We start from the raw sequence: 21,513 nt of genomic DNA on the forward strand, positions 1-21,513 counted from the left end.
CCTGCGGCCAGCGAGCCGTCAATGAGCGAAGACCGTTCCGGCCGGACCCCCGGCGACAGCAACAAGATCCTGTACTGCTCGTTCTGCGGGAAGAGCCAGCACGAAGTCCGCAAGCTGATCGCCGGCCCCAGCGTGTTCATCTGCGATGAATGCGTGGACCTGTGCAACGACATCATCCGCGAGGAACTCGAGGAGAAGACCCAGTCCACGCGCAGCTCGCTGCCCAAGCCGCGCGAGATCCTCGAGGTCCTCGACCAGTACGTGATCGGCCAGCAGCGCGCCAAGAAGACGCTCGCGGTCGCGGTCTACAACCACTACAAGCGGATCGAGAGCCGCCAGAAGTCCGACGACGTCGAGCTGGCCAAGTCCAACATCCTGCTGATCGGCCCGACCGGCTCCGGCAAGACCCTGCTGGCCGAGACCCTGGCGCGCATGCTGAACGTGCCGTTCACCATGGCCGATGCGACCACGCTGACCGAGGCCGGCTACGTCGGCGAGGACGTGGAGAACATCATCCAGAAGCTGCTGCAGAAGTGCGACTACGACGTCGAGAAGGCGCAGCAGGGCATCGTCTACATCGACGAGATCGACAAGATCAGCCGCAAGTCCGAGAACCCGTCGATCACCCGCGACGTGTCCGGGGAGGGCGTGCAGCAGGCCCTGCTGAAGCTGATCGAGGGCACCGTCGCCAGCGTGCCGCCGCAGGGCGGGCGCAAGCACCCGCAGCAGGAGTTCCTGCAGGTCGACACCCGCAACATCCTGTTCATCTGCGGCGGTGCGTTTGCCGGGCTGGACAAGGTGATCCAGCAGCGCTCCAGCGAGTCGGGCGGGATCGGCTTCGGGGCCAAGGTCAAGAGCAGCCAGCGCAAGGCCGACGTCGGCCAGGTGCTGGCCCAGGTGGAGCCCGAGGACCTGATCAAGTACGGCCTGATCCCCGAGTTCGTCGGCCGCCTGCCGGTGGTCGCGACCCTGGAGGAGCTGGACGAGGCCGCGCTGGTGCAGATCCTGACCGAGCCCAAGAACGCCATCACCAAGCAGTTCCGCAAGCTGTTCGAGATGGAGGGCGTGGAGCTCGAAATCCGACCGGACGCGCTGGCGGCGATCGCGCGCAAGGCGCTCAAGCGCAAGACCGGCGCGCGCGGCCTGCGCACCATCGTCGAGTCGGTGCTGCTGGACACCATGTACGAGCTGCCGTCGATGCAGAACGTGGCCAAGGTGGTGGTGGACGAGGCGGTGATCGAGCAGAAGTCCGAGCCCTACCTGATCTACCAGGCGCCGGCGCAGGCGCCGCTGCCGAAGGCGGCCTCGGCCGACTGAGCCGGCCGCCCCGCGCCGCCGCCCACGGGCCGCCCTCCGGCGGCCCGTCTGCGTTGGGGCGCATTCAGGCTGGCGTAGGGCGTGGCTTGCAAGCGCTCGCCGCCACCCCCATAACCCCGGCAACGGCGGCCATGCCGGCCGCCCCGAGGAGTCCCCCATGACCGATGCCACCCTTGCCTCCCCCGAACGCCTGGCGCTGCCGGTGCTGCCGCTGCGCGACGTAGTGGTGTTCCCGCACATGGTGATCCCGCTGTTCGTCGGGCGCGACAAGTCGGTGCGGGCGCTCGACGTGGCGATGGAGGGCGACCGCCGCATCCTGCTGGTCGCGCAGAAGTCCGCGGAGATCGACGATCCCGGCGCCGCCGACCTGCACAAGGTGGGCACGCTGGCGCAGGTACTGCAACTGCTGAAGCTGCCCGACGGCACCATCAAGGTGCTGGTCGAGGGCCTGGCGCGCGCGCGGGTGGAGGCGATCGCCGAGCGCGACGGTGCCCTCCACGGCGAGGGCGAGGTGCTGGCCTCCAGCGTCCACCGCGAACCGCGCGAGGTCGAGGCGATCGTGCGCTCGCTGATGTCGCTGTTCGAGCAGTACATCAAGAACAACCGCAAGCTGCCGCCGGAGCTGCTGCAGACCTTGGCCGGCATCGACGACCCGGAGCGGCTGGCGGACACCGTGGCCGCGCACCTCGGCGTGCGCCTGGCCGACAAGCAGCGCCTGCTGGAGACGCTCGACGTCGCCGACCGCCTCGAGCTGCTGGTCGGCCTGGTCGACGGCGAGATCGACGTGCAGCAGATGGAGAAGCGCATCCGCGGCCGGGTCAAGTCGCAGATGGAGAAGAGCCAGCGCGAGTACTACCTCAACGAGCAGATGAAGGCGATCCAGAAGGAGCTGGGCGAACTGGAGGATGCGCCCAACGACTTCGAGGAGATCGCCAAGAAGATCGCCGCGGCCGGCATGCCCAAGGCCGTCGAGGCCAAGGCCAAGTCCGAGCTCAACAAGCTGCGCCAGATGTCGCCGATGTCGGCGGAGGCCGGGGTGGTGCGCAACTACCTCGACTGGCTGCTGGGCGTGCCGTGGAAGAAGCGCAGCAAGGTGCGCAAGGACCTCAAGCTGGCCGAGCAGGTGCTGGACGCCGACCATTACGGCCTGGAGAAGGTCAAGGAGCGCATCCTCGAGTACCTCGCGGTGCAGGCGCGGGTGAGCAAGATGAAGGGCCCGATCTTGTGCCTGGTCGGCCCGCCGGGCGTGGGCAAGACCTCGCTCGGGCAGAGCATCGCCAAGGCGACCAACCGCAAGTTCGTGCGCATGGCCCTCGGCGGCGTGCGCGACGAGGCCGAGATCCGCGGCCACCGTCGCACCTACGTCGGCTCGCTGCCGGGGCGGATCGTGCAGAACCTCAACAAGGCCGGCACCAAGAACCCGCTGTTCGTGCTGGACGAGATCGACAAAATGTCGATGGATTTCCGCGGCGACCCGTCCTCGGCCCTGCTGGAGGTGCTCGACCCCGAGCAGAACCATACCTTCAACGACCACTACCTCGAGGTCGACCTCGACCTGTCCGAGGTGATGTTCGTGGCCACCTCCAACTCGCTCAACATCCCCGGCCCCCTGTTGGACCGCATGGAGGTGATCCGCATCCCCGGCTACACCGAGGAGGAGAAGCTCAACATCGCCACCCGCTACCTGGTGCCCAAGCAGCTGAAGGCCAACGGCCTGCGCGAGGGCGAGCTGAAGATCACCCAGGGCGCGATCACCGACATCGTGCGCTACTACACGCGCGAGTCGGGCGTGCGCAACCTCGAGCGCGAGATCGCCAAGATCGCGCGCAAGGTGGTCAAGGACATCGCGCTCAAGGGCCCGCAGGCGCCGGCGAAGAAGGGCAAGAGCAAGGCCGCGGCGGAGGCCCCCAAGCCGGTGGTGGTCAGCGAGAAGAACCTGGCCAGGTACCTGGGCGTGCGCCGCTACGACTTCGGCCGCGCCGAGGCCGAGAACGAGGTCGGCCTGGTCACCGGGCTGGCGTGGACCGAGGTCGGCGGCGACCTGCTGCAGATCGAATCCACGCTGGTGCCCGGCAAGGGCCAGCTGATCCTGACCGGGCAGCTCGGCGACGTGATGAAGGAGTCGGCCTCGGCCGCGCTCAGCGTGGTGCGCGCGCGCACCGAGCAGCTGGGGCTGGAACTGGACTTCCTGCAGAAGCACGACATCCACGTGCACGTGCCGGACGGCGCCACCCCCAAGGACGGCCCGAGCGCCGGCATCGCGATGGCGACCGCGCTGGTGTCCATGCTGACCCGCATCCCGGTGCGGCACGACGTGGCGATGACCGGCGAGATCACCCTGCGCGGGCGGGTGACCGCGATCGGCGGGCTCAAGGAGAAGCTGCTGGCGGCGCTGCGCGGCGGCATCAAGACCGTGATCATCCCCGAGGAGAACCGCAAGGACCTCGCCGAGATCCCGGCCAATGTGACCCGCGGCCTGAAGATCGTGCCGGTCAAGTGGATCGACGAGGTGCTGGATCTGGCGCTGGAGCGCCCGCTGCCGGGCCGCGAGGCGCAGGCGGGCGCGACCGTCGAGACCGCGTTGCCGCCGCCGGTGGAGGGCGAGCCGGCTCGCTCTGGCGTCAAGCACTGAACGCTACCGGCGGTGCCGCGCACGTTGTCGCGGATGCGGCATCCGTTCGTCGGCATCGGCCTGAAACCCGCGCCAGCATTGGCTTTCCGTGTTGCGCGCCCCATACCCGGCTGGTATAAGGTCGGCAACCGCGGTGCGTCCGGCCGCGGCAGCACGGAGGCAGGGGCAGGGGAGCGCCCCGGGTTCCGGTCACCAGACAACCAAGCGCCACATTCCCTAGGGAGTCGATACCACATGAACAAAGCCGAATTCGTCGAAGCCGTCGCCGATGCCGCGGAACTGACCAAGGCCGACGCCGGCCGCGCGGTCGACGCGATGATCGCCGCCATCACCAAGGCCCTGAAGAAGGGCGACACCGTGACCCTGGTCGGCTTCGGCACCTTCTCGGTGCGCAAGCGTGGCGCGCGCACCGGCCGCAACCCGCGCACCGGCGACACCATCAAGATCAAGGCCTCCAAGAACCCGGCGTTCAAGGCTGGCAAGGCGCTCAAGGACGCGGTCAACTGACGCTCCCGCGGTTGCCCGATCGCACGGAGGCCCGGCCCAGCGCCGGGCCTTCGCGTTGCAGGGGGGCATTGGCGGCACTGCGTGCTCCGCATGCGACAGGTTGCATCGGCGCGGGCGGTTCCCGCCCGTCCCGGCGGCTGCGATAATGGCGCCCGGCGGGCGTTTAGCTCAGCGGTAGAGCGGCTCCCTTACAAGGAGCGGGTCGGGGGTTCGATCCCCTCAGCGCCCACCAAGCCTTCGCCCTCGCGCGAAGGCTTGCGCGCCCGGAACCGGGCCGCTACAATTTCACTTCTCGGCGGAGTGGTAGTTCAGTCGGTTAGAATGCTGGCCTGTCACGCCGGAGGTCGCGGGTTCGAGTCCCGTCCACTCCGCCATCGATCCGCGAAGGGCGCCGGCAACGGCGCCCTTCGTCTTTTGCGCGTGTCGACGCCTGCCGGCGGCGCGCTAGACTACTTGGCTACGCCTCTCGGAAAGCGCGCTCCATGCTGCAGACACTGCGAGAAAAGACCTCGGGCAAGATCGCGACGGTGATCCTCGGCCTGCTGATCATCCCGTTCGCCTTCTTCGGGGTGGAGTCGTACATGGCGCAGCGGGTGGAAACCTACGTGGCGCGCATCTCGCGCGCGCCGGCGTGGTGGCCAGGCATGCCCGACGTGTGGCCGCTGAGCTATTTCTACCAGCACCATGACATCGACGCCGCCGCGTTCCGGCAGCGGCTGGAGACCGCGCGCATGCGCGCCCGCGACCAGCAGGGCGATGCCTTCGACGCGCGCGCGTTCGAGTCCACCGAGAACAAGCGCAAGCTGCTGGACGAGATGATCGACGAGGAGGTCATGCGGCTGGCAGCCAAGGACGCCGGGATCGTGGTCAGCGACGCCGAGGTGCGCCAGGCGATCCAGGACATCCCGCAGTTCCAGGTGGACGGCAAGTTCAACCCCGAGCGCTACCAACTGGTGCTGGCCTCGCAGTCGCCGCCGCAGACCCCGCTGCAGTTCCAGGCCACGGTGCGCGACAACCTGCAGATGGGCCTGATCCCGAACCGCATCGTGCAGTCCTCGTTCATCGCCCCGGGCGAGTTGGAGCGCGTGCTGCGCCTGCTCGGCGAGCGCCGCGACGTGGCCTGGGCGGTGCTGCCGCCGCCGCCGGCGGACACCGCGCCGGTCGGCGAGGCCGAGATCAAGGCCTGGTACGACGGCCACCCGCGCGACTTCCGCGCGCCGGAGACGGTGCGCCTGGAATACGTCGAGGTGGATGCGACCAAGCTCCCGCTGCCGGCGGTGGACGAGGCCGCGGTGCGCAAGCGCTACCAGGAGCAGGCGGCCAAGTACGCCAGCGCCGAGCAGCGCGAGGTCTCGCACATCCTGGTGCAGGTGCCGGCGAACGCCAGCGCGGCCGACAGGCAGGCCGCCGAGGCGCGCGCGGCCAAGCTGGCCGCCGAGGCGCGCGCGCCGGGCGCGGATTTCGCCGCGCTGGCGCGCGCCAATTCGGACGACACCGGCTCCAAGGCCAAGGGCGGCGACCTCGGCTGGCTGACCCGCGCCAGCATGCCGCCGGCGTTCGCCGAGGCCGCGTTCGCGATGCAGCCCGGGGAAGTGCGCGGGCCGGTCAAGACCGACTTCGGCTGGCACATCATCAAGGTCAACCAGGTGCGCGCCGGCAGCCAGCCGCCGTTCGAGGCGGTGCGCGCGCAGCTGGAGCAGGAGCTGGCCCAGTCCGAGCGCGAGCGCGCGTTCAACGAGACCAGCGGCAAGCTGGTGGATGCGGTGTACAAGAACCCGACCGCGCTGGCGCCGGCGGCGAAGGCCGTGGGGCTGGCGGTGCAGCAGACCCCGGCGTTCACCCGCGCCGGCGGGCCGGGCATCGCGGCCGATCCCAAGGTGCTGCGCGCGGCGTTCTCCGAGAGCCTGGTGCAGGACGGCACCGCCAGCGATCCGATCGAGCTCGGCCCGAACCGGATGGTGATGATCCGCGTGCTGGAGCATACCCCGGAGCGCGCGCTGCCGCTGGCGGCGGTGCGCGAGCAGGTGATCGCCGCGGTCCGCGCCGAGCGCGCGCGCAAGGCCGCGGTGCAGGCCGCCGAGGCGCTGGCCACGGCGGCACGCGCGCAGGGCCTGGCGGCCGCCGCGGCGCAGGCCGGGCTGGCGGTCGAGCGCGCGGATGGCATCGAGCGCGGCGCGCAGGCGCCGGCGCGCGCGCTGGTCGAGGCGTTCTTCGCCCAGCCGGTGGCCGCGGACAAGGGCGGGAAGGCCCAGGTCGGGCGCGTTGCAGCGGACGGACGCCAGGTCGTGTTCGAAGTGCTGGCGGTGCATCCGGGCGACCCGGCGCAGCTGCCGCAGGGGCAGCGCGAGCAGCTCGGCGAGCAACTCGCGCGCGCCTTCGGGATGGACGACGAGCAGGCCTACGTCGCCGCCGAGCGCGCGCGCTACCAGATCAAGGTGGCCGCCGACCGCCTCTGATCCGACCCGTCGGAATATGCGAATGCCCGGCCAGGCCGGGCATTCGTGCCGCTGTGGCAGCGGAAGGCGCGGGCTCAGTCGATCCCGCTCATGCCCATGATGTTGTAGCCGGCATCCACGTAGGTGATCTCGCCGGTGATGCCGGCGGCCAGGTCCGAGCACAGGAACGCGGCCGCGTTGCCGACGTCCTCGATGGTCACTACCCGCCGCAGCGGCGCGACCGCCTCGAACTGGCTGAGCATCTTGCGGAAGTTGGCCACGCCGCTGGCCGCGAGGGTGCGGATCGGGCCGGCCGAGATCGCATTCACGCGGGTGCCTTCGGGGCCGAGCGTCATCGCCATGTAGCGCACGATCGCCTCCAGCGAGGCCTTGGCCACGCCCATCGTGTTGTAGTTGGCCAGTGCGCGCTCGGCGCCGAGGTAGGACAGGGTCAGGATGCTGCCGTTGCGGCCCTTCATCAGCGGGCGCGCGGCCTTGCCCAGCGCGGCCAGCGAGTAGGCGCTGATGTCGTGCGCGATGTGGTAGTTCTCGCGGGTGATGCCGTCGAGGAAATCGCCCTCGATCGCCTCGCGCGGGGCGAACGCGATGCAGTGCACCAGGATGTCGAAGCCCTCCGGCCAGCGCTGGCCCAGCGCCGCGAAGCAGGCCTCGATCTGCGCGTCGGAGGCCACGTCCAGCGGCAGCACGATGTCGGTGCCGTAGCCGGCGGCGGCGTCCTCGACCCGCGATTTGAGCTTCTCGTTCTGGTAGGTCAGCGCCAGCTCGGCACCCTCGCGGTGGAAGGCGTCGGCGATGCCGGTGGCGATCGAGCGCTGGCTGGCGATGCCGGTGACCAGCGCGCGCTTGCCTTGCAGGAATCCCATGGATGTCTCCTCGGTGTGGTCACAGGGCGCGTCGAGCGAATGCTCTAGTGTGCCTCGCGCGCCCCCGCGGCGGCCAGTGCGGGCACGGCGGCTCAGCCGCGGAAGCCGTCCTTCCAGGCGCGCAGGGTGGCGAACACGGCCACCGCGTCCGCCAGCGGATGCCCGGCGTGCCGTTCGGCCGCCGCGCGCACCGCCGGGGCGTCGCAGCGCAGGAACGGGTTGCAGGCGCGCTCCTGGGCGAGGGCGGAGGGCAGGGTCGGGCGCCCGGCCGCGCGCAGCGCGCGCACCTCGGCCGCGCGCGCGCGCAGGGCGGGATTGCCGGGATCGACCGCCAGCGCGAACGCCGCGTTGCCCAGCGTGTATTCGTGCGCGCCGCACACGCGGGTGTCGCCGGGCAGCGCGGCCAGCCGCGCCAGCGAGGCGTGCATCTGCGCCGGGGTGCCCTCGAACAGGCGCCCGCAGCCGAGGCTGAACAGGGTGTCGCCGCAGAACAGCAGGCCCTCGCCGTGGTAGGCGACGTGGCTGCGGGTGTGCCCCGGCACGGCCAGCACGGTGAAGCGCCAGTCGCCGAGCGCCAGGCGATCGCCGTCGGCCACGCGGCAGGTCGCCTGCGGGATGCGCGCCTCCTCCGGCGCGTACACCGGCACGTCCGGCCAGGCCGCGCGCAGGTCGTCCACCCCGCCGATGTGGTCGCCATGGTGGTGGGTGAGCAGGATCGCCAGCGGCGGCGCGTCGGCGAGCGCGTCGAGCACCGGCACGGCATCGCCCGGATCCACCACCAGCGCGCGCCCGCGGCCGTCGCGCAGCAGCCAGATGTAGTTGTCGGCGAAGGCGGGCAGGGCGGACAGGGACATCGCGCGCGGTGACGGGGGGCGGGCTTTCCCGCACAATCCCGACCATGCCCGCACTGGTTCCGCGCCGTCAATCCGAGGTGGCCGTCGCGGCCTGGTTCGCCGGGCCGGCCGGCGCGGCGGTGCTCGCCAGCGAGGCCGGGGCGATCCCGGAGCGCGCGCCCGGCCCCAGCCTGTGGCTGTCTCCGCTGCCATCGGCGGCCGTCCGCGACGGCGTGGCCCTGCATGCGGCCGAATGCGGCTTCGCGGGGGCCTTGCGCGCCGGCTTGCCGCTGCCGTTGGCCAGCGCCCGCTTCGGGCGGGTGGTGGTCCAGCATCTCGGCGATCTCGCCTGCGAGCCGCAGCTGCTGCTGGAGGAATGCGCGCGCGTGCTCGCCGACGGCGGCCAGCTGTGGTTGCTGGCGCTCAACCCGCTCTCGCCCTACCGCCTGCGTTGGCAGGGGCAGGGGCCGCGTGCCGCCGAGCCGTTCGCCTGGCGGCGCCGGCTGCGCGCGGTCGGGCTGCAGCCGGAGGCGGTCACCCGCGGCCTGGGGCCGGTGTGGTCGCCGACTCCGGACCCGGCGGCACAGGACGGCGCCGGCCTGCGCGCGGCGTTCCTGCTGCGCGCGGAGAAGCGTCGGGTGCCGCTGACCCCGCGCCCGGCGCGGGCGCGCGTCGCGTGGCAGGCGGAGCCGACCGCGTGAGCGCGGCGCGCAAGCAGGTGCAGGTGCATACCGATGGTGCCTGCCTGGGCAATCCCGGGCCGGGCGGTTGGGCCGCGCTGCTGGAATGGCGTGGCGTCGAGCGCGAACTGGCCGGCGGCGAGCCGATCACCACCAACAACCGGATGGAGCTGATGGCCGCGATCGCCGCGCTGGAGGCGCTCAAGGAGCCCTGCGAGGTCGCGCTCAGCACCGATTCGCAGTACCTGCGCCAGGGCATCACTGAATGGCTGCCCGGCTGGCGGCGGCGCGGCTGGAAGACCGCCGGCGGCGAGCCGGTCAAGAACCGCGATCTGTGGGAGCGGTTGGATGCCGCGGCCGCCCGGCATGCAGTGCAGTGGCACTGGGTGCGCGGCCACGCCGGGCACCCGCAGAACGAGCGGGTGGATCGCCTGGCGCGCGCGCAGGCGCTGAAGTTCAAGGAGCAGGCAGGCTGATGCGGCAGATCGTGCTGGACACCGAGACCACCGGCCTGGAGTGGCAGAAGGGCAACCGGGTGGTCGAGATCGGCTGCATCGAGCTGGTGCAGCGGCGGCGCAGCGGGCGCGAGTTCCACTGCTACCTCAACCCCGAGCGCGAGTTCGAGGACGGCGCGCGCGAGGTCACCGGCCTGGACAGCGAGTTCCTCGCCGACAAGCCGCGCTTCGCCGAGATCGCCCAGGAGTTCCTCGCCTTCATCGACGGCGCCGAGCTGATCATCCACAACGCGGCGTTCGACCTCGGTTTCCTCAACGCCGAACTGGAGCGGCTGCCGGGCCTGGGCCGGATTGAGGACCGCTGCCGCATCGAGGACACCCTGCTGCTGGCGCGCCAGCGCTTCCCGGGCCAGCGCAATTCGCTGGATGCGCTGTGCCGGCGGCTCGGGGTGGACAACGCGCACCGCGTCAAGCACGGCGCGCTGCTGGACGCGGAGCTGCTGGCCGAGGTGTACCTCGCGCTGACCGCCGGCCAGGGCGAGATCGGCTTTGGCGAGATGCCGGCGGCGCGCGCGGCGGACACGACGATCCCGGCCGCGGCCTTCGCCGGCGATCCGGCACAACGGCCGCGGGTGCGGGTGCAGGCGGAGGAACTGGCCGCGCACCAGGCGCGGCTGGCGGCGCTGGAGAAGAAGGCCGGGCGCTGCCTGTGGCGGGAGCTGGAGGCCGCGTCCGATTGACGCCCGGGCAGGCCGCGGCGCCCGCGGCCGGATCGCCGCGCAGCGTGAGGGGCGGCATGCGCGACAGGCCGGCCCTTGGGGTTCCCGGCCCGTGTGCGCGCGCCGCGCGCGGGCGCGGCAGTCGGCGCCACATTGCCCGGCAGGCATGGCGCGGCGCCCTGCGGGCGGGGGGCGGGCAGGCGCGTGCCCGCGGCGTCGAGCGGTCAGTGGCGGCGGATCAGGATCGCGGTGACGTTGTCGGAGCCGCCGCCGTCCAGCGCCGCCGCCACCAGCCCGTCGACGCATTCCTGCGCGCTGCATTCCTGGTGCGCCAGCACCCGCGCGATGGTGCCATCGTCCACTTCCTCGGTCAGGCCGTCGCTGCACAGCAAGAGCTGCATGCCCGGACGCAGCTCGCCGGACAGGGTCTCGACGTTGAGCTGCTCGGGGTCGGTGACGCCCAGGGCCTGGGTCACCACGTTGCGGTGCGGGTGGCTGCGCGCCTGGTCGGCGGTGATCGCGCCCTGTGCGATCAGCTCCTGCACGTAGCTGTGGTCGTGCGAGAGCTGGGTCAGCTGGCCGTCGCGCCACAGGTAGATGCGGCTGTCGCCGACCCAGGCCACTTCGAAGCGGTTGCCCTGGATGCGGGCCGCGGCGACGGTGGTGCCCATCGGCAGGCTGTCGCCGCGCCGGCGCGAGCAGCGGATGATCTCGGCATCCGCGATCCGGATCGCTTCCTGCAGGCTGCGCCCGGCGCGCACTTCGCGCACGATCGCCTCACGCGCCAGCGCGCTGGCGACCTCGCCGTAGTCGTGCCCGCCCATCCCGTCGGCGACCAGCCACAGCCCGAGCGCGCTGTCGCCGTAGTAGGTGTCCTCGTTCAGTTCCCGGCGCAGGCCCACATGGGTCAGGTGTCCGAATTCGATCATGCGCGCGGCGTCTCCTCCGGGATTGGCTTGGACAACGCAGATGCCGCGGGGGAACGGCCGGCCCAGACGCCAGGCCCCCGCGAACGGGGGCCTGCGGGACTGGCGGAGAGGGAGGGATTCGAACCCTCGGTAGGCTTGCACCTACGCCTGATTTCGAGTCAGGTACATTCAACCACTCTGCCACCTCTCCGGGTGGGTTGCGCATGATACGGGCCCGCCCCGGCGCGGGCAAGGCGCTACACTGGCGCCCGTTTTCCGCGCCGGAAGCCCTGCACGATGTCCGAATTGCTGGTCCCCGTCTCCTACGGCGAGCTGCTGGACAAGATCGCGATCCTGCAGATCAAGTCCGAGCGCATGGCCGATCCGGCCAAGCTGGCCAACGTTCGCCGCGAACTGGCCGCGCTGGAGGCGACCTGGGCCGCGCATCCGGCCGCCGCGCAGGACATCGCCGCCCTGCGCGCCGCGCTGAAGGCGGTGAACGAGCGCCTGTGGGAGATCGAGGACGCGATCCGGCTCAAGGAGAAGGCGCAGGCCTTCGACGCCGAGTTCATCCGGCTGGCGCGCGCGGTGTACTTCGAGAACGACACCCGCGCCCGGATCAAGAAGGACATCAACCTCGCGCTCGGCTCGGCCTACGTCGAGGAGAAGTCCTACCAGGACTACGGCAGCGGCCAGGGCGCGCCCTGAGCCCGAGCCGCCGAGCAACGCGACGCCAGCGCACATGGCGCACGCCCTGACCACGACCGAGCTGTTCCTGGTCGCGATGGCGATCATCTTCCTGGTGCCCTGGCTGCTGTGGCGGCTGGCGCGGCTGGAGCGGGTGGCGCCGCTGGTGGTGGTGCAGATCGTGACCGGGGTGCTGCTCGGCCCCGGCGTGCTCGGGCAGGCCTTCCCCGGCTATTACCAGGCCGTGTTCACCCCGGCGGTGATCGGCGCCCTGAACGGCATCGCCTGGTGGGGGGTGATGCTGTTCGTGATGCTGGCCGGGATCGAGCTGGACCTGCGCCAGGCCTGGGCGCAGCGCCGCGACACGCTGGTCACCGCGGCGCTGGCGCTGGGCGCGCCGCTGCTGCTGGGCGCGGCGGTGGCTGCGGGGATGCTGGCCTGGCCGGGCTGGCTGGGGCCGCACGGCGCGCGCTGGCAGTTCGTGGCCGGGGTTGGGATGGCCTGCGCGGTGACCGCGCTGCCGATCCTGATCCTGCTGATGGAGCAGTTGGGCATCCTGCGCAGCGCGCTCGGCCAGCGCATCCTGCGCTATGCCAGCCTCGACGACCTGGCGATCTGGGGGGTGCTGGCGCTGATCCTGATGGACTGGCAGCGGATCGGCCGCCAGGCCGCGTTCCTGCTGGCGTTCGCGCTGGCCAGCCTGGCCTTCCGCCGGCTGCTGCGCGCGCTGCCCGCGCGCGACCGCTGGTACGCGCTGCTGGTCTGGCTGCTGGCCTGCGGCTGGGGCGCGGACTGGTCCGGCCTGCACTACATGGTCGGCGCCTTCCTCGCCGGGGTGGTGGTGGACCACGACTGGTTCGACCAGGCGGCGCGCGACCGCCTGCGCCAGAACGTGCTGCTGCTGCTGATGCCGGTGTTCTTCCTCAGCACCGGCCTGCGCACCGGCTGGGAGATGGGCGGGCTGGGTGTGCTGCTGGCGGCGGCCGCGCTGCTGGCGGCGGCGGTGGCCGGCAAGCTGGCCGGCACCGCGCTGGCCGCGCGCCTGCTCGGCTGGCCGCGCGGCGACGGGCTGCTGGTCGGCTGGCTGCTGCAGACCAAGGCGCTGATCATGATCATCTTCGCCAACGTGCTGCTGGACAAGGGCATCATCGCCAGCGCCACCTTCACCGCGCTGCTGCTGATGGCGGTCGCCAGCACTTTGCTGACGGTGCCGATGGCGGCGCCGCGGCTGGCCCGGCACCACGCGGACTGAAGCCGCCCGCGCTAGCCGCAGAGGGCGCGGAAGCGCTCGAACGCGGCGATCGCGTCCGCGACGGTGACCAGGTCCATGACGCCCTCGACCTCGATCTTGGTCCCCCATGGCAGCGCCGCGGCGGGCCGGCCGCGGTAGCGGCGCGCGGCGTCGTCGTAGCGGTCCACGCAGAAGCGGCGGTCGGAATACGGGCCGCTGCGGTTGGGGTCGGTGGCGGCGTGCAGACCGAGCACGCGCGTCCCCATCGCGTTGGCGATGTGCATCGGGCCGGAATCGGGGCTGACCAGCAGGTCGGCGCGCGCCAGCAGCGCCGGCAGCTGCTTGAGGGTGTCCTTGCCGATCAGGTCGATGACGGCCGCGCGCGCGGGCATGGCAGCCAGGATGGCGTCCCCGGTCTCGCGCTCGAGCGCGCTGCGCCCGCCGCACAGCACCACCCGCCAGCCCTGCGCCTGGGCATGGCTGGCCAGCGCGGCGTAGCGCTCGGCCCGCCAGTTGCGCAGGCGGTGGCTGGAGCAGGGCGAGATCATCAGCGTGCGGCGGCCGTCCTGCGGCCACTGCGCGTGCGCCCAGGCGTGCGCCTCGGCCGGCACCGGCAGCTCCCAGCGCACCGCGCCCGGGACCAGCCCGAGTGGCTCGCAGAAGCTCAACATGGCATCCAGTACGTGCTGGCCGGCGCGCGCCGGGATGCGCTCGCGCACCACCAGCCCGTGCCCTTCCTTGCTGCGCGGACGGTCGTAGCCGATCCGGCGGCGCGCAGGGATGAAGGCCGACAGCAGGTTGGCGCGCGCGGAGAGCTGCAGCTGCAGCAACGCGTCGAAGCGCCGCCCGAGCGCGCGCCGTACCGCGCGCATGCCGGCCAGCCCGCTGCGCTTGTCGTATTCGACGAAGCGCACGCCGGGCAGGCCCTCGAGCAGGCGGTGCTCGGCGCGCCCGATCACCCAGGCCAGCTCCAGCCCGGGCCAGGCGTCGCGCAGGGTGTGCACCAAGGGCAGCACGTGGGTGACGTCGCCCAGCGCGGACAGGCGCAGCAGGCAGATCGAACGCGGCGCGGCGGCTGGCACCTGCTTGTTACACTCCGTGGATGGCCGGTTTCGACGCCAACGAACACCTGACGCCGTTCCGCGACGCGCGCGGCTACGGCGCGATTCTGTTCGACCGCGTACAGCTGCGGCAACCCGACCCGGCCTGGTTCGATCCCGGGCACTGGGGCGCGGCGGCGCACGCCATCGCCACGGGGGGGCGCGGCGGCGCCTGGCGGATCGCGATGGATGGCGGCGAGGCCTTCCTGCGCCAGTACCTGCGCGGTGGCCTGGTCGCGCGGCTCAGCCGCGACGCCCACCTCTGGCGCGGCATCGCCCACGTGCGCAGCTTCAGCGAGTACCGCCTGCTGCGCGAGCTGCGCGCGCGCGGGCTGCCGGTGCCGCGCCCGTATGCCGCCTGCTACCGGCGCGAGGGGCTGGTCTACCGCGCCGCGATCCTGATGCAGTGGCTGCCCGAGGTGCGCTCGCTGGCGGCGCTGCTCGGCGAGGACGCGCCGCCGTGGGAGGCGGCCGGGGAACTGGTCGCGCGCTTCCACCGCCAGGGCCTGGACCACGCCGACCTCAACGCGCACAACCTGCTGTTCGACGCCGAGGGCCGCGGCTGGCTGGTGGACCTGGACCGCTCGCGCCTGCGCATCCCGGCCACCGCCTGGCGCGAGGCCAACCTCGCGCGGCTGCAGCGCTCGCTGCGCAAGCTCGCCGGCGCGCGCGCGCCGGCACGGGTCGAGGCCGGGTTTCGCGCCCTGCGCGCGGCCTACGACGCGGCCTGGCAGCGGGGGTACTGAGCATGTCCGGCTGGACCTTGCACCTGCTCGGCGTGGGCAATGCCGCCGCGGCCGCCGAGCTGGGCTCGGCAATGGCGGTGATCGAGCGCGACGGCCGCCCGTGGCTGACCATCGACTGCGGCGGCGAAGGCCTCTCCGCCTACCAGGCCGCCTATGGCGGCATCCCGCAGGCCTTGTTCGTGACCCATGCCCACCTCGACCACGTGGCCGGGTTCGAGCGGCTGTTCGTGGCGGCCTGGTTCGATGCCGCGCTGCGCGGCGAGGTGCGGCTGTACGTGCCGGTGCCGCTGCTGCCGCTGCTGCACCGGCGGGTGGCCAGCTATCCGAACGTGCTGGCCGAGGGCGGGGTGAATTTCTGGGAGGCGTTCCGGGTGATCCCGGTGGACGACCATGTCTGGCACGACGGCCAGCGGTTGGAGGTGTTCCCGGTCCGCCACCACTGGCCGGACAGCGCCTTCGGGCTGCGCCTGCGCGGCAGCATGGTGTGGACCGGCGACACCCGCCCGATCCCGGAGATGCTGGCGCGCCACGCCGACGCCGGCGAGTTGGTCGCGCACGACTGCGCGCTGCACGGCAACCCCTCGCACAGCGGGATCGACGAACTCGAGCGCGAGTACCCGCCCGAACTGCTGGCGCGCTGCGTGCTGTACCACTACGCCAGCGCGGAGGAAGCCGTGGCCTTGCGCGCGCGCGGCCACCGGGTCGGCGCGCCGGGGGAGCGGCTGCCGCTGGCCGCGCCGCTGCCGCCGCCGGAGGCGCCATGAGTGCGCCGCTGCCGTCGTCGCCGCGCGACGTCCTCGGCCGCCCGCTGCGCGACCTGCGCCTCTCGGTGATCGAGGCCTGCAACTTCCGCTGCCCGTACTGCATGCCAGCCGAGCAGGTGCCGGACGACTACGGCCTGGACGCCGCGCGGCGGCTGTCGTTCGACCAGATCGAGACACTGGTGCGCGGGTTCGCCGCGCTCGGCGTGCGCAAGCTGCGCCTGACCGGCGGCGAGCCACTGCTGCGCAAGCGCCTGCCGGCGTTGATCGCGCGCCTGGCCGCGATCCCCGGGATCGAGGACCTGGCCCTGACCACCAACGGCAGCCTGCTGGCCGCGCAGGCGCGGGCCCTGCGCGAGGCCGGCCTGCGCCGGCTCACGGTCAGCCTGGACACCCTCGACCCGGCGCAGTTCCGTGCGCTGTCAGGCGGCCGCGGCGAGCTGGCGCCGGTGCTGGCCGGGCTCGATGCGGCACGCGCGGCCGGGTTCGCCCCGATCAAGCTCAACTGCGTGGTCCAGCGCGGGGTCAACGAGGAGGCGATCGAGGCGATCGCCGACTACGCCCGCCGCCACGGCGACGTCGCCCGCTACATCGAGTACATGGACGTCGGCACCTGCAACGGCTGGCGGCGCGAGCGGGTGGTGCCCTCGGCCGAGGTGCGCGACCGCATCGCCGCGCGCTGGCCGCTGCTGCCGCTGGATCCCAACTACCGCGGCGAGGTCGCCACGCGCTACGGCTACCGCGACGGCGCCGGCGAGGTCGGCTTCGTCAGTTCCGTCAGCGCGCCGTTCTGCGGCGACTGCCACCGCGCGCGGGTGTCCGCCGACGGCCGCCTGTACACCTGCCTGTTCGCCGCCGACGGCCACGACCTGCGCCCGGCGCTGGCCGCGGGCGCGGAGGCGCTGGCGGCGCACGTGGCCGCGCTGTGGGCGCGCCGGGCCGACCGCTACAGCGAGATCCGCAGCCAGGCCGGGGCCTCGCGCCGGCACGTGGAGATGTTCCTGATCGGCGGCTGAGCCGCGCGCGCCGCGGCCGGCCGTGCCGGCGCTATCCTTGTGCGATGCCCAAGCCCGCCCTGACCCATCTGGATGCCGCCGGCCGCCCGGCCATGGTCGATGTCTCGGCCAAGCCGGCGACCGCGCGCGAGGCCGTCGCCGAATGCCGGGTGCGGTTCCCGCCGGCGGTCGCCGAGCAGCTGCGCCGCAGCGGCCTGAAGAGCGCCAAGGGCGGGATCGTGGAGACCGCGATCATCGCCGGCACCCTGGCCGCCAAGCGCACCCACGAGCTGATCCCGTTCTGCCACCCGCTGCCGCTGGAGGGCTGCCGCCTCGCGGTGGACTGGCACGACGCGCGCAGCCTGCGGATCGAGTGCCGGGTGCGCACCACCCACCGCACCGGGGTCGAGATGGAGGCCCTGACCGGCGCCACCGTCGCCGCGCTCACCGTCTACGACATGTGCAAGGCGCTCAGCCACGCGATCGTGGTCGGGCCCGCGCGCCTGCGCGGCAAGCGCGGCGGGCGGCGCGACGTGGGGACGCTGGCATGAACCTGCGCGTGCTGTATTTCGCCAGCCTGCGCGATGCCGCCGGCACCGAGGCCGAGGACGTGCAGACCCACGCCGCGGACCTGGCCGCCCTGCACGACGAACTGCAGGCCCGCCATCGCTGGGCGCTGCCGCGCGCGCGCCTGCGGGTGGCCGTGGACGGCCGCTTCGCCGGCTGGCACGAGGCCCCGCGCGAGGGCTGCACGGTCGCCTTCATCCCCCCGGTCAGCGGAGGCTGAGCCATGGCCCGCTTCGCCCTGTCCGCGCAGCCCCTCGACATCCCCGCGCTGGCCGCGCGCCTGCGCGACCCGCGCGCCGGCGCCTGCGCCAGCTTCGAAGGCTGGGTGCGCGATCACAACGACGGCCGCGGCGTGCGCGGCCTGCGCTACGAAGCCTATGCGGAGCTGGCCGCGCACGAAGGCGAGGCGATCCTCGCCGAGGCGCTGGCGCGCTTCGACGTGATCGAGGCGGCGTGCGTGCACCGGATCGGCGAGCTGGCGATCGGCGACCTCGCGGTCTGGGTCGGGGTGTCCGCCGCCCACCGCGACGCCGCATTCGCGGCCTGCCGCTGGATCATCGACGAGGTCAAGGCGCGGGTGCCGATCTGGAAGCACGAGCACTACCGCGAGGGTGACGCCGGCTGGCTGCATCCGGAGCCGGCGCCGCGCTGAGCGGCGGCCGGTAACGCCGCGGCCGCGCGCGCATGCACCACCGCGGCCGGCGGATCGTCCAACGTGGTCGCCGCCGGCGGGTCTGCGCGGTACGGCCAGCGGCGGCCGCCATGGAGGCCGCCGGCCGGGCGGCGTCCGCGGCAGTTGTTGCCGTTGCGGCCTGCGGCCGGGCCACGGCACCGGCGCGGCGCCCCGCGGCTGCCGCCACGGTCCGGTGCCGAAGCCGCCGCGGCAGGCCGGAAAAGGCGGCGGCCCCGCCGGCTGGCCTCGGCGCCCGCGTCAGTCGATACCGTTGCTGCCTTCCGGCCCTGGCGGGGTTTTCGACCTAGCGTCGCGAGGGGCCGACGGGGCCACCATGGACGCGGGCCGCGCGCTGCGCGGCCCGGGAACTGCATCGCGTGGATCTGGCGGAGAGAGGGGGATTCGAACCCCCGAGGCGGGGTTTAGCCGCCTACACACTTTCCAGGCGTGCTCCTTCAACCACTCGGACACCTCTCCGGAACGCAGCATTGTAGCGGCCGTCGGGCGAGCGGCTCAAGCGCGGCCGGGCGGGGCCGCGCCGCAGGGGCGGCGCATGCCACAATGCCGGCATGTCCTACCTCGTGCTCGCCCGCAAGTGGCGCCCCAAGCGTTTCGCCGAGCTGGTCGGCCAGGAACACGTGGTGCGCGCGCTGACCAACGCGCTGGAGACCGGCCGCATCCACCACGCGTTCCTGTTCACCGGCACCCGCGGGGTCGGCAAGACCACCATCGCGCGCATCTTCGCCAAGAGCCTGAACTGCGAGCGCGGCACGTCGGCCGACCCCTGCGGCGAGTGCGAGACCTGCCGGGCGATCGACGCCGGCCGCTACATCGACCTGCTGGAGATCGACGCCGCCTCCAACACCGGCGTGGACAACGTGCGCGAGCTGATCGAGAACGCCCAGTACATGCCCAGCCGCGGCAAGTACAAGGTGTACCTGATCGACGAAGTGCACATGCTCTCCAAGCCGGCCTTCAACGCGCTGCTGAAGACGCTGGAGGAGCCGCCGGCGCACGTCAAGTTCCTGTTCGCCACCACCGATCCGGAGAAGCTGCTGGTCACGGTGCTCAGCCGCTGCCTGCAGTTCAACCTCAAGCGCCTGGACGAGGCGCAGATCGGAGGCCAGCTGCGCAAGATCCTCGCGGCCGAGGCGATCGCCGCGGACGAGGATGCCATCGCGCAGCTGGCGCGCGCCGCCGACGGCAGCCTGCGCGATGCGCTGTCGCTGCTGGACCAGGCGATCGCCTATGCCGGCGGCCGGCTGGACGGGGCGAGCGTGGCGGCGATGTTGGGCACGGTCGACCGCAGCCGGGTGCAGGCGCTGCTGGAGGCGCTGGCCGACGGCGACGGCGCGCGCCTGCTGGGCGAAGTCGAGGCGCTGGCCGGGTTTTCGCCGGACTGGGCGCGGATTCTGGATGCGCTGGGCGAGGCCCTGCACCGGATCCAGGTGCAGCAGCTGGTGCCCGCGGTGGCGCGGCCGGAGGACGGCGCCGCGCTCGCCGCGCTGGCCGCGCGCCTGGCCCCGGAGCTGGTGCAGCTGTGGTACCAGATGGCACTGCACGGGCGGCGCGACCTGCCGCACGCGCCGTCGCCGCGCTCCGGCTTCGAGATGACCCTGCTGCGGATGCTGGCCTTCCGCCCGGACGGGGCGATCCAGGCCGCGCCGTCCCCCGGGCGGCCGACGGCCGCGTCCGCCAGCGCCGCTGGCAGCGCGCGCGCGCAGGCGGCCGCCGCGGTGCGCGCGAGCCTGGCCGAACCGGCGTCGCCGGCACCGGCCCGCGTGCCCGGCCCGGCGCGGCCCACGCCGGTACCCGCCGCGGCGGGTGCCGTGGACGCGGTCGCCGTCGCTACGACAGGGGGTGCCGCGCCCGGCAGGCCCGCGCGCCTGCCGGCGGCCGCCGCGCCGCCGCAGCTGGTGACCGACAGCGAGCATTGGCTGGGGCTGGTCGCCACGCTGGCCGAGGAAGGCCTGCTGCGCGGCCCGGCGCGGATGCTGGCCGAGAACTCCGGCTTCCTCGGCCACCGCGACGATACCCTGCGCCTGGCGCTGGCGCCCGAGCAGGAGCACCTGCACTCGTCCAAGCTGGTGCAGCAACTGGAGGACGCGCTGGCGCAGCGGCTGGGCGGGCCGCTGCAGGTCCGCTACGAGCTCACCAACCCCGGCGACACCGCGCAGGCGCGCGCCGCGCGCACCCGCGATGCCCGCCAGGCCGAGGCCGAGCGCGCGTTCCCGGCCGACCCGGCGATCCTGCAACTGGTGCAGGAGCACGGCGCGCGGATCCTGCCCGACTCGATCCGCCCGCTCGACCCCTGATCCGGCCGGCGCCGCCGGCCCCCGAGGAGATACGACATGCGTGGAAACATCGCCCAGCTGATGCAGCAGGCGCAGAAAATGCAGGAAAACATGCAGCGCGCGCAGGAGGAAGTGGCCGCGCTGGAGGCCACCGGCAACGCCGGCGGCGGGCTGGTCAGCGTGACCGTCGGCGGGCGCATGGACTGCCGCAAGGTGCGCATCGACCCGGCCGCGCTGGCGGATACGGAGATGCTCGAGGACCTGCTGGCGGCCGCGTTCAACGACGCCGTGAACAAGATCCACGCCGTGAGCCAGGAGAAGCTGGCCGCCGCCACGGCCGGGCTGCCGCTGCCGCCGGGCATGAAGCTGCCGGGCCTGTTCTGAGCCGGAGGCCGCGCGCGGTGTCCCCGAGGGGTGCGCAGGGCGGGCGGCGCGCATGAGCGCCGGCCTGCTCGACCAGCTGATCGAGGCCCTGCGCGTGCTGCCCGGGGTCGGCCAGAAGTCCGCGCAGCGCATGGCCTACCACCTGCTTGAGCGCCAGCGCGACGGCGGCCGCCGGCTGGCGGCAGTGCTGGCCGCGGCGATGGAGCGGATCGGGCACTGCCCGCGCTGCCGCGACTTCAGCGAGGACGCCCTGTGCGCGACCTGCGCCAGCCCCGCGCGCGACGTACACCTGCTGTGCGTGGTGGAGACCCCGGCCGACCGCCTCGCGATCGAGCAGGCCACCGGCTACCGCGGGCTGTACTTCGTGCTGCAGGGCCGGCTGAGCCCGCTGGACGGCCTCGGTCCGCGCGAACTGGGGCTGGACCTGCTGGCCCGGCGGTTGCAGGAAGGCAAGGTGCGCGAGCTGATCATCGCCACCAACCCCACGGTCGAGGGCGAGGCCACCGCGCACTACCTGGCGCAGCTGGCGCGCCAGCACGGCGTGCGCCCGACCCGGCTGGCGCACGGCGTGCCGCTGGGCGGCGAGCTGGAATACGTGGACCGCGGCACCCTCTCGCACGCCTTCGGCAGCCGCAGCGAGATGCAGGAGTGAGTACAGCGGGGGGACGGGCTGGCCTACACTCCGGTCCCGTCTCCCGCCCTTCC

General features: G+C 72.9%; 22 protein-coding genes, 4 tRNA genes and 1 other RNA gene. 20 read left to right on the forward strand and 7 right to left on the reverse strand.

Going from position 1 to position 21,513, the window contains the following annotated elements; all coding sequences use genetic code 11:
• Window positions 1–21: 21 nt before the first annotated feature.
• The 6 genes from clpX to ML340_RS11410 all read left to right on the forward strand — a co-directional run bounded on the left by clpX (window position 22) and on the right by ML340_RS11410 (window position 6,912).
• Window positions 22–1,317 carry an ATP-dependent Clp protease ATP-binding subunit ClpX gene (clpX, locus tag ML340_RS11385; RefSeq protein ID WP_240099735.1) on the forward strand — a complete coding sequence of 432 codons (1,296 nt, stop codon included), beginning with the start codon at window positions 22–24 and terminating at the stop codon, window positions 1,315–1,317.
• Between the two features lie 157 nt (window positions 1,318–1,474).
• On the forward strand, window positions 1,475–3,949 hold the full coding sequence (gene lon / locus ML340_RS11390) for an endopeptidase La (RefSeq protein WP_240099737.1): 2,475 nt from the start codon (window positions 1,475–1,477) through the stop codon (window positions 3,947–3,949).
• A gap of 234 nt (window positions 3,950–4,183) precedes the next feature.
• Complete coding sequence (locus ML340_RS11395; RefSeq protein WP_240099739.1) at window positions 4,184–4,456, forward strand: HU family DNA-binding protein; 273 nt, start codon at window positions 4,184–4,186, stop codon at window positions 4,454–4,456.
• A gap of 157 nt (window positions 4,457–4,613) precedes the next feature.
• Window positions 4,614–4,688 (forward strand) — tRNA-Val (locus tag ML340_RS11400).
• A gap of 65 nt (window positions 4,689–4,753) precedes the next feature.
• Window positions 4,754–4,830 (forward strand) — tRNA-Asp (locus tag ML340_RS11405).
• A gap of 108 nt (window positions 4,831–4,938) precedes the next feature.
• Complete coding sequence (locus tag ML340_RS11410; protein WP_240099741.1) at window positions 4,939–6,912, forward strand: SurA N-terminal domain-containing protein; 1,974 nt, start codon at window positions 4,939–4,941, stop codon at window positions 6,910–6,912.
• A gap of 74 nt (window positions 6,913–6,986) precedes the next feature.
• Here ML340_RS11410 and ML340_RS11415 read toward each other — a convergent pair whose 3' ends face one another.
• Window positions 6,987–7,775, reverse strand: coding sequence for an enoyl-ACP reductase FabI (locus tag ML340_RS11415; protein WP_240099743.1), 789 nt, complete (start codon window positions 7,773–7,775; stop codon window positions 6,987–6,989).
• 92 nt (window positions 7,776–7,867) lie between these two features.
• Entirely contained in the window at window positions 7,868–8,629 is a 762-nt protein-coding gene (gene gloB / locus ML340_RS11420; protein ID WP_240099745.1) for a hydroxyacylglutathione hydrolase, read from the reverse strand.
• A 44-nt stretch (window positions 8,630–8,673) separates the two neighbouring features.
• Between gloB and ML340_RS11425 the strand changes: the two genes are divergently transcribed.
• From ML340_RS11425 to dnaQ, 3 genes are read left to right on the forward strand one after another with little or no spacing between them, the layout of a single operon-like run.
• Complete coding sequence (locus tag ML340_RS11425; RefSeq protein ID WP_240099747.1) at window positions 8,674–9,309, forward strand: hypothetical protein; 636 nt, start codon at window positions 8,674–8,676, stop codon at window positions 9,307–9,309.
• On the forward strand, window positions 9,306–9,764 hold the full coding sequence (gene rnhA, locus ML340_RS11430) for a ribonuclease HI (protein WP_240099749.1): 459 nt from the start codon (window positions 9,306–9,308) through the stop codon (window positions 9,762–9,764). The genes ML340_RS11425 and rnhA overlap by 4 nt, the downstream gene beginning before the upstream one ends.
• A complete protein-coding gene (gene dnaQ / locus ML340_RS11435; protein ID WP_240099751.1) occupies window positions 9,764–10,483 on the forward strand; it encodes a DNA polymerase III subunit epsilon in 720 nt (239 codons plus the stop codon). Before rnhA ends, dnaQ begins: the two co-directional genes overlap by 1 nt.
• A gap of 203 nt (window positions 10,484–10,686) precedes the next feature.
• Here dnaQ and ML340_RS11440 read toward each other — a convergent pair whose 3' ends face one another.
• Both ML340_RS11440 and ML340_RS11445 read right to left on the reverse strand, forming a co-directional pair.
• On the reverse strand, window positions 10,687–11,391 hold the full coding sequence (locus ML340_RS11440) for a PP2C family protein-serine/threonine phosphatase (RefSeq protein WP_240099753.1): 705 nt from the start codon (window positions 11,389–11,391) through the stop codon (window positions 10,687–10,689).
• A gap of 100 nt (window positions 11,392–11,491) precedes the next feature.
• A tRNA-Ser gene (locus tag ML340_RS11445) sits at window positions 11,492–11,581 on the reverse strand.
• An 86-nt stretch (window positions 11,582–11,667) separates the two neighbouring features.
• Here ML340_RS11445 and ML340_RS11450 point away from each other — a divergent pair.
• Complete coding sequence (locus ML340_RS11450; protein ID WP_240099755.1) at window positions 11,668–12,078, forward strand: DUF6165 family protein; 411 nt, start codon at window positions 11,668–11,670, stop codon at window positions 12,076–12,078.
• A gap of 34 nt (window positions 12,079–12,112) precedes the next feature.
• Window positions 12,113–13,309 carry a cation:proton antiporter gene (locus tag ML340_RS11455; protein WP_240099757.1) on the forward strand — a complete coding sequence of 399 codons (1,197 nt, stop codon included), beginning with the start codon at window positions 12,113–12,115 and terminating at the stop codon, window positions 13,307–13,309.
• A gap of 11 nt (window positions 13,310–13,320) precedes the next feature.
• Here the strand turns inward: ML340_RS11455 and ML340_RS11460 are convergent, their stop codons facing one another.
• Entirely contained in the window at window positions 13,321–14,370 is a 1,050-nt protein-coding gene (locus tag ML340_RS11460; protein ID WP_240099759.1) for a glycosyltransferase family 9 protein, read from the reverse strand.
• A gap of 20 nt (window positions 14,371–14,390) precedes the next feature.
• Here ML340_RS11460 and ML340_RS11465 point away from each other — a divergent pair, with 20 nt between their 5' ends.
• Genes ML340_RS11465 through ML340_RS11490 form a run of 6 tightly spaced genes read left to right on the forward strand, consistent with a single transcriptional unit; the run spans window position 14,391 to window position 18,109 of the window.
• The gene (locus ML340_RS11465) at window positions 14,391–15,134 is read left to right on the forward strand and encodes a 3-deoxy-D-manno-octulosonic acid kinase (protein ID WP_240099761.1); all 744 of its coding nucleotides are present in this window, start codon (window positions 14,391–14,393) and stop codon (window positions 15,132–15,134) included.
• A 2-nt stretch (window positions 15,135–15,136) separates the two neighbouring features.
• Complete coding sequence (locus ML340_RS11470; protein ID WP_240099763.1) at window positions 15,137–15,898, forward strand: MBL fold metallo-hydrolase; 762 nt, start codon at window positions 15,137–15,139, stop codon at window positions 15,896–15,898.
• A complete protein-coding gene (gene moaA, locus ML340_RS11475; RefSeq protein WP_240099765.1) occupies window positions 15,895–16,911 on the forward strand; it encodes a GTP 3',8-cyclase MoaA in 1,017 nt (338 codons plus the stop codon). The genes ML340_RS11470 and moaA overlap by 4 nt, the downstream gene beginning before the upstream one ends.
• Before the next feature lie 44 nt (window positions 16,912–16,955).
• Entirely contained in the window at window positions 16,956–17,441 is a 486-nt protein-coding gene (gene moaC, locus ML340_RS11480; protein WP_240099767.1) for a cyclic pyranopterin monophosphate synthase MoaC, read from the forward strand.
• Window positions 17,438–17,677 carry a molybdopterin converting factor subunit 1 gene (gene moaD, locus ML340_RS11485; protein WP_240099769.1) on the forward strand — a complete coding sequence of 80 codons (240 nt, stop codon included), beginning with the start codon at window positions 17,438–17,440 and terminating at the stop codon, window positions 17,675–17,677. Before moaC ends, moaD begins: the two co-directional genes overlap by 4 nt.
• 3 nt (window positions 17,678–17,680) lie before the next feature.
• Window positions 17,681–18,109, forward strand: coding sequence for a molybdenum cofactor biosynthesis protein MoaE (locus ML340_RS11490; RefSeq protein ID WP_240099771.1), 429 nt, complete (start codon window positions 17,681–17,683; stop codon window positions 18,107–18,109).
• A 257-nt stretch (window positions 18,110–18,366) separates the two neighbouring features.
• Here ML340_RS11490 and ffs read toward each other — a convergent pair.
• Window positions 18,367–18,457: signal recognition particle sRNA small type (ffs, locus tag ML340_RS11495), an RNA gene on the reverse strand.
• A 57-nt stretch (window positions 18,458–18,514) separates the two neighbouring features.
• Window positions 18,515–18,607, reverse strand: a tRNA-Ser gene (locus ML340_RS11500).
• Window positions 18,608–18,699: 92 nt separating this feature from the next.
• On the opposite strand from ML340_RS11500, the gene dnaX reads away from it, so the two are divergent.
• The 3 genes from dnaX to recR are packed head-to-tail and all read left to right on the forward strand — an operon-like array spanning window position 18,700 to window position 21,460.
• Window positions 18,700–20,445 (forward strand): DNA polymerase III subunit gamma/tau, encoded by a 1,746-nt coding sequence (dnaX, locus tag ML340_RS11505; protein WP_240099773.1) that lies wholly within the window; start codon window positions 18,700–18,702, stop codon window positions 20,443–20,445.
• Between the two features lie 36 nt (window positions 20,446–20,481).
• Complete coding sequence (locus ML340_RS11510) at window positions 20,482–20,808, forward strand: YbaB/EbfC family nucleoid-associated protein (protein WP_240099775.1); 327 nt, start codon at window positions 20,482–20,484, stop codon at window positions 20,806–20,808.
• A gap of 52 nt (window positions 20,809–20,860) precedes the next feature.
• A complete protein-coding gene (gene recR, locus ML340_RS11515) occupies window positions 20,861–21,460 on the forward strand; it encodes a recombination mediator RecR (RefSeq protein WP_240099777.1) in 600 nt (199 codons plus the stop codon).
• Window positions 21,461–21,513: the final 53 nt, after the last annotated feature.

It is taken from the genome of Thermomonas flagellata, from assembly GCF_022419185.1.
Lineage (GTDB): Bacteria > Pseudomonadota > Gammaproteobacteria > Xanthomonadales > Xanthomonadaceae > Thermomonas > Thermomonas flagellata.

Excerpts from the sequence above, each read along its gene's own strand:
- gloB (WP_240099745.1), bottom strand. The coding sequence starts at position 8,629 with ATGTCCCTGTCCGCCCTGCCCGCCTTCGCCGACAACTACATCTGGCTG.
- moaC (WP_240099767.1), top strand. The coding sequence starts at position 16,956 with ATGCCCAAGCCCGCCCTGACCCATCTGGATGCCGCCGGCCGCCCGGCC.
- ML340_RS11395 (WP_240099739.1), top strand. The coding sequence starts at position 4,184 with ATGAACAAAGCCGAATTCGTCGAAGCCGTCGCCGATGCCGCGGAACTG.
- recR (WP_240099777.1), top strand. The coding sequence starts at position 20,861 with ATGAGCGCCGGCCTGCTCGACCAGCTGATCGAGGCCCTGCGCGTGCTG.
- ML340_RS11465 (WP_240099761.1), top strand. The coding sequence starts at position 14,391 with ATGGCCGGTTTCGACGCCAACGAACACCTGACGCCGTTCCGCGACGCG.
- moaD (WP_240099769.1), top strand. The coding sequence starts at position 17,438 with ATGAACCTGCGCGTGCTGTATTTCGCCAGCCTGCGCGATGCCGCCGGC.
- ML340_RS11415 (WP_240099743.1), bottom strand. The coding sequence starts at position 7,775 with ATGGGATTCCTGCAAGGCAAGCGCGCGCTGGTCACCGGCATCGCCAGC.
- ML340_RS11470 (WP_240099763.1), top strand. The coding sequence starts at position 15,137 with ATGTCCGGCTGGACCTTGCACCTGCTCGGCGTGGGCAATGCCGCCGCG.
- dnaQ (WP_240099751.1), top strand. The coding sequence starts at position 9,764 with ATGCGGCAGATCGTGCTGGACACCGAGACCACCGGCCTGGAGTGGCAG.
- ML340_RS11490 (WP_240099771.1), top strand. The coding sequence starts at position 17,681 with ATGGCCCGCTTCGCCCTGTCCGCGCAGCCCCTCGACATCCCCGCGCTG.
- ML340_RS11425 (WP_240099747.1), top strand. The coding sequence starts at position 8,674 with ATGCCCGCACTGGTTCCGCGCCGTCAATCCGAGGTGGCCGTCGCGGCC.
- dnaX (WP_240099773.1), top strand. The coding sequence starts at position 18,700 with ATGTCCTACCTCGTGCTCGCCCGCAAGTGGCGCCCCAAGCGTTTCGCC.
- ML340_RS11510 (WP_240099775.1), top strand. The coding sequence starts at position 20,482 with ATGCGTGGAAACATCGCCCAGCTGATGCAGCAGGCGCAGAAAATGCAG.
- ML340_RS11450 (WP_240099755.1), top strand. The coding sequence starts at position 11,668 with ATGTCCGAATTGCTGGTCCCCGTCTCCTACGGCGAGCTGCTGGACAAG.
- ML340_RS11455 (WP_240099757.1), top strand. The coding sequence starts at position 12,113 with ATGGCGCACGCCCTGACCACGACCGAGCTGTTCCTGGTCGCGATGGCG.
- ML340_RS11410 (WP_240099741.1), top strand. The coding sequence starts at position 4,939 with ATGCTGCAGACACTGCGAGAAAAGACCTCGGGCAAGATCGCGACGGTG.
- clpX (WP_240099735.1), top strand. The coding sequence starts at position 22 with ATGAGCGAAGACCGTTCCGGCCGGACCCCCGGCGACAGCAACAAGATC.
- ML340_RS11440 (WP_240099753.1), bottom strand. The coding sequence starts at position 11,391 with ATGATCGAATTCGGACACCTGACCCATGTGGGCCTGCGCCGGGAACTG.
- lon (WP_240099737.1), top strand. The coding sequence starts at position 1,475 with ATGACCGATGCCACCCTTGCCTCCCCCGAACGCCTGGCGCTGCCGGTG.
- moaA (WP_240099765.1), top strand. The coding sequence starts at position 15,895 with ATGAGTGCGCCGCTGCCGTCGTCGCCGCGCGACGTCCTCGGCCGCCCG.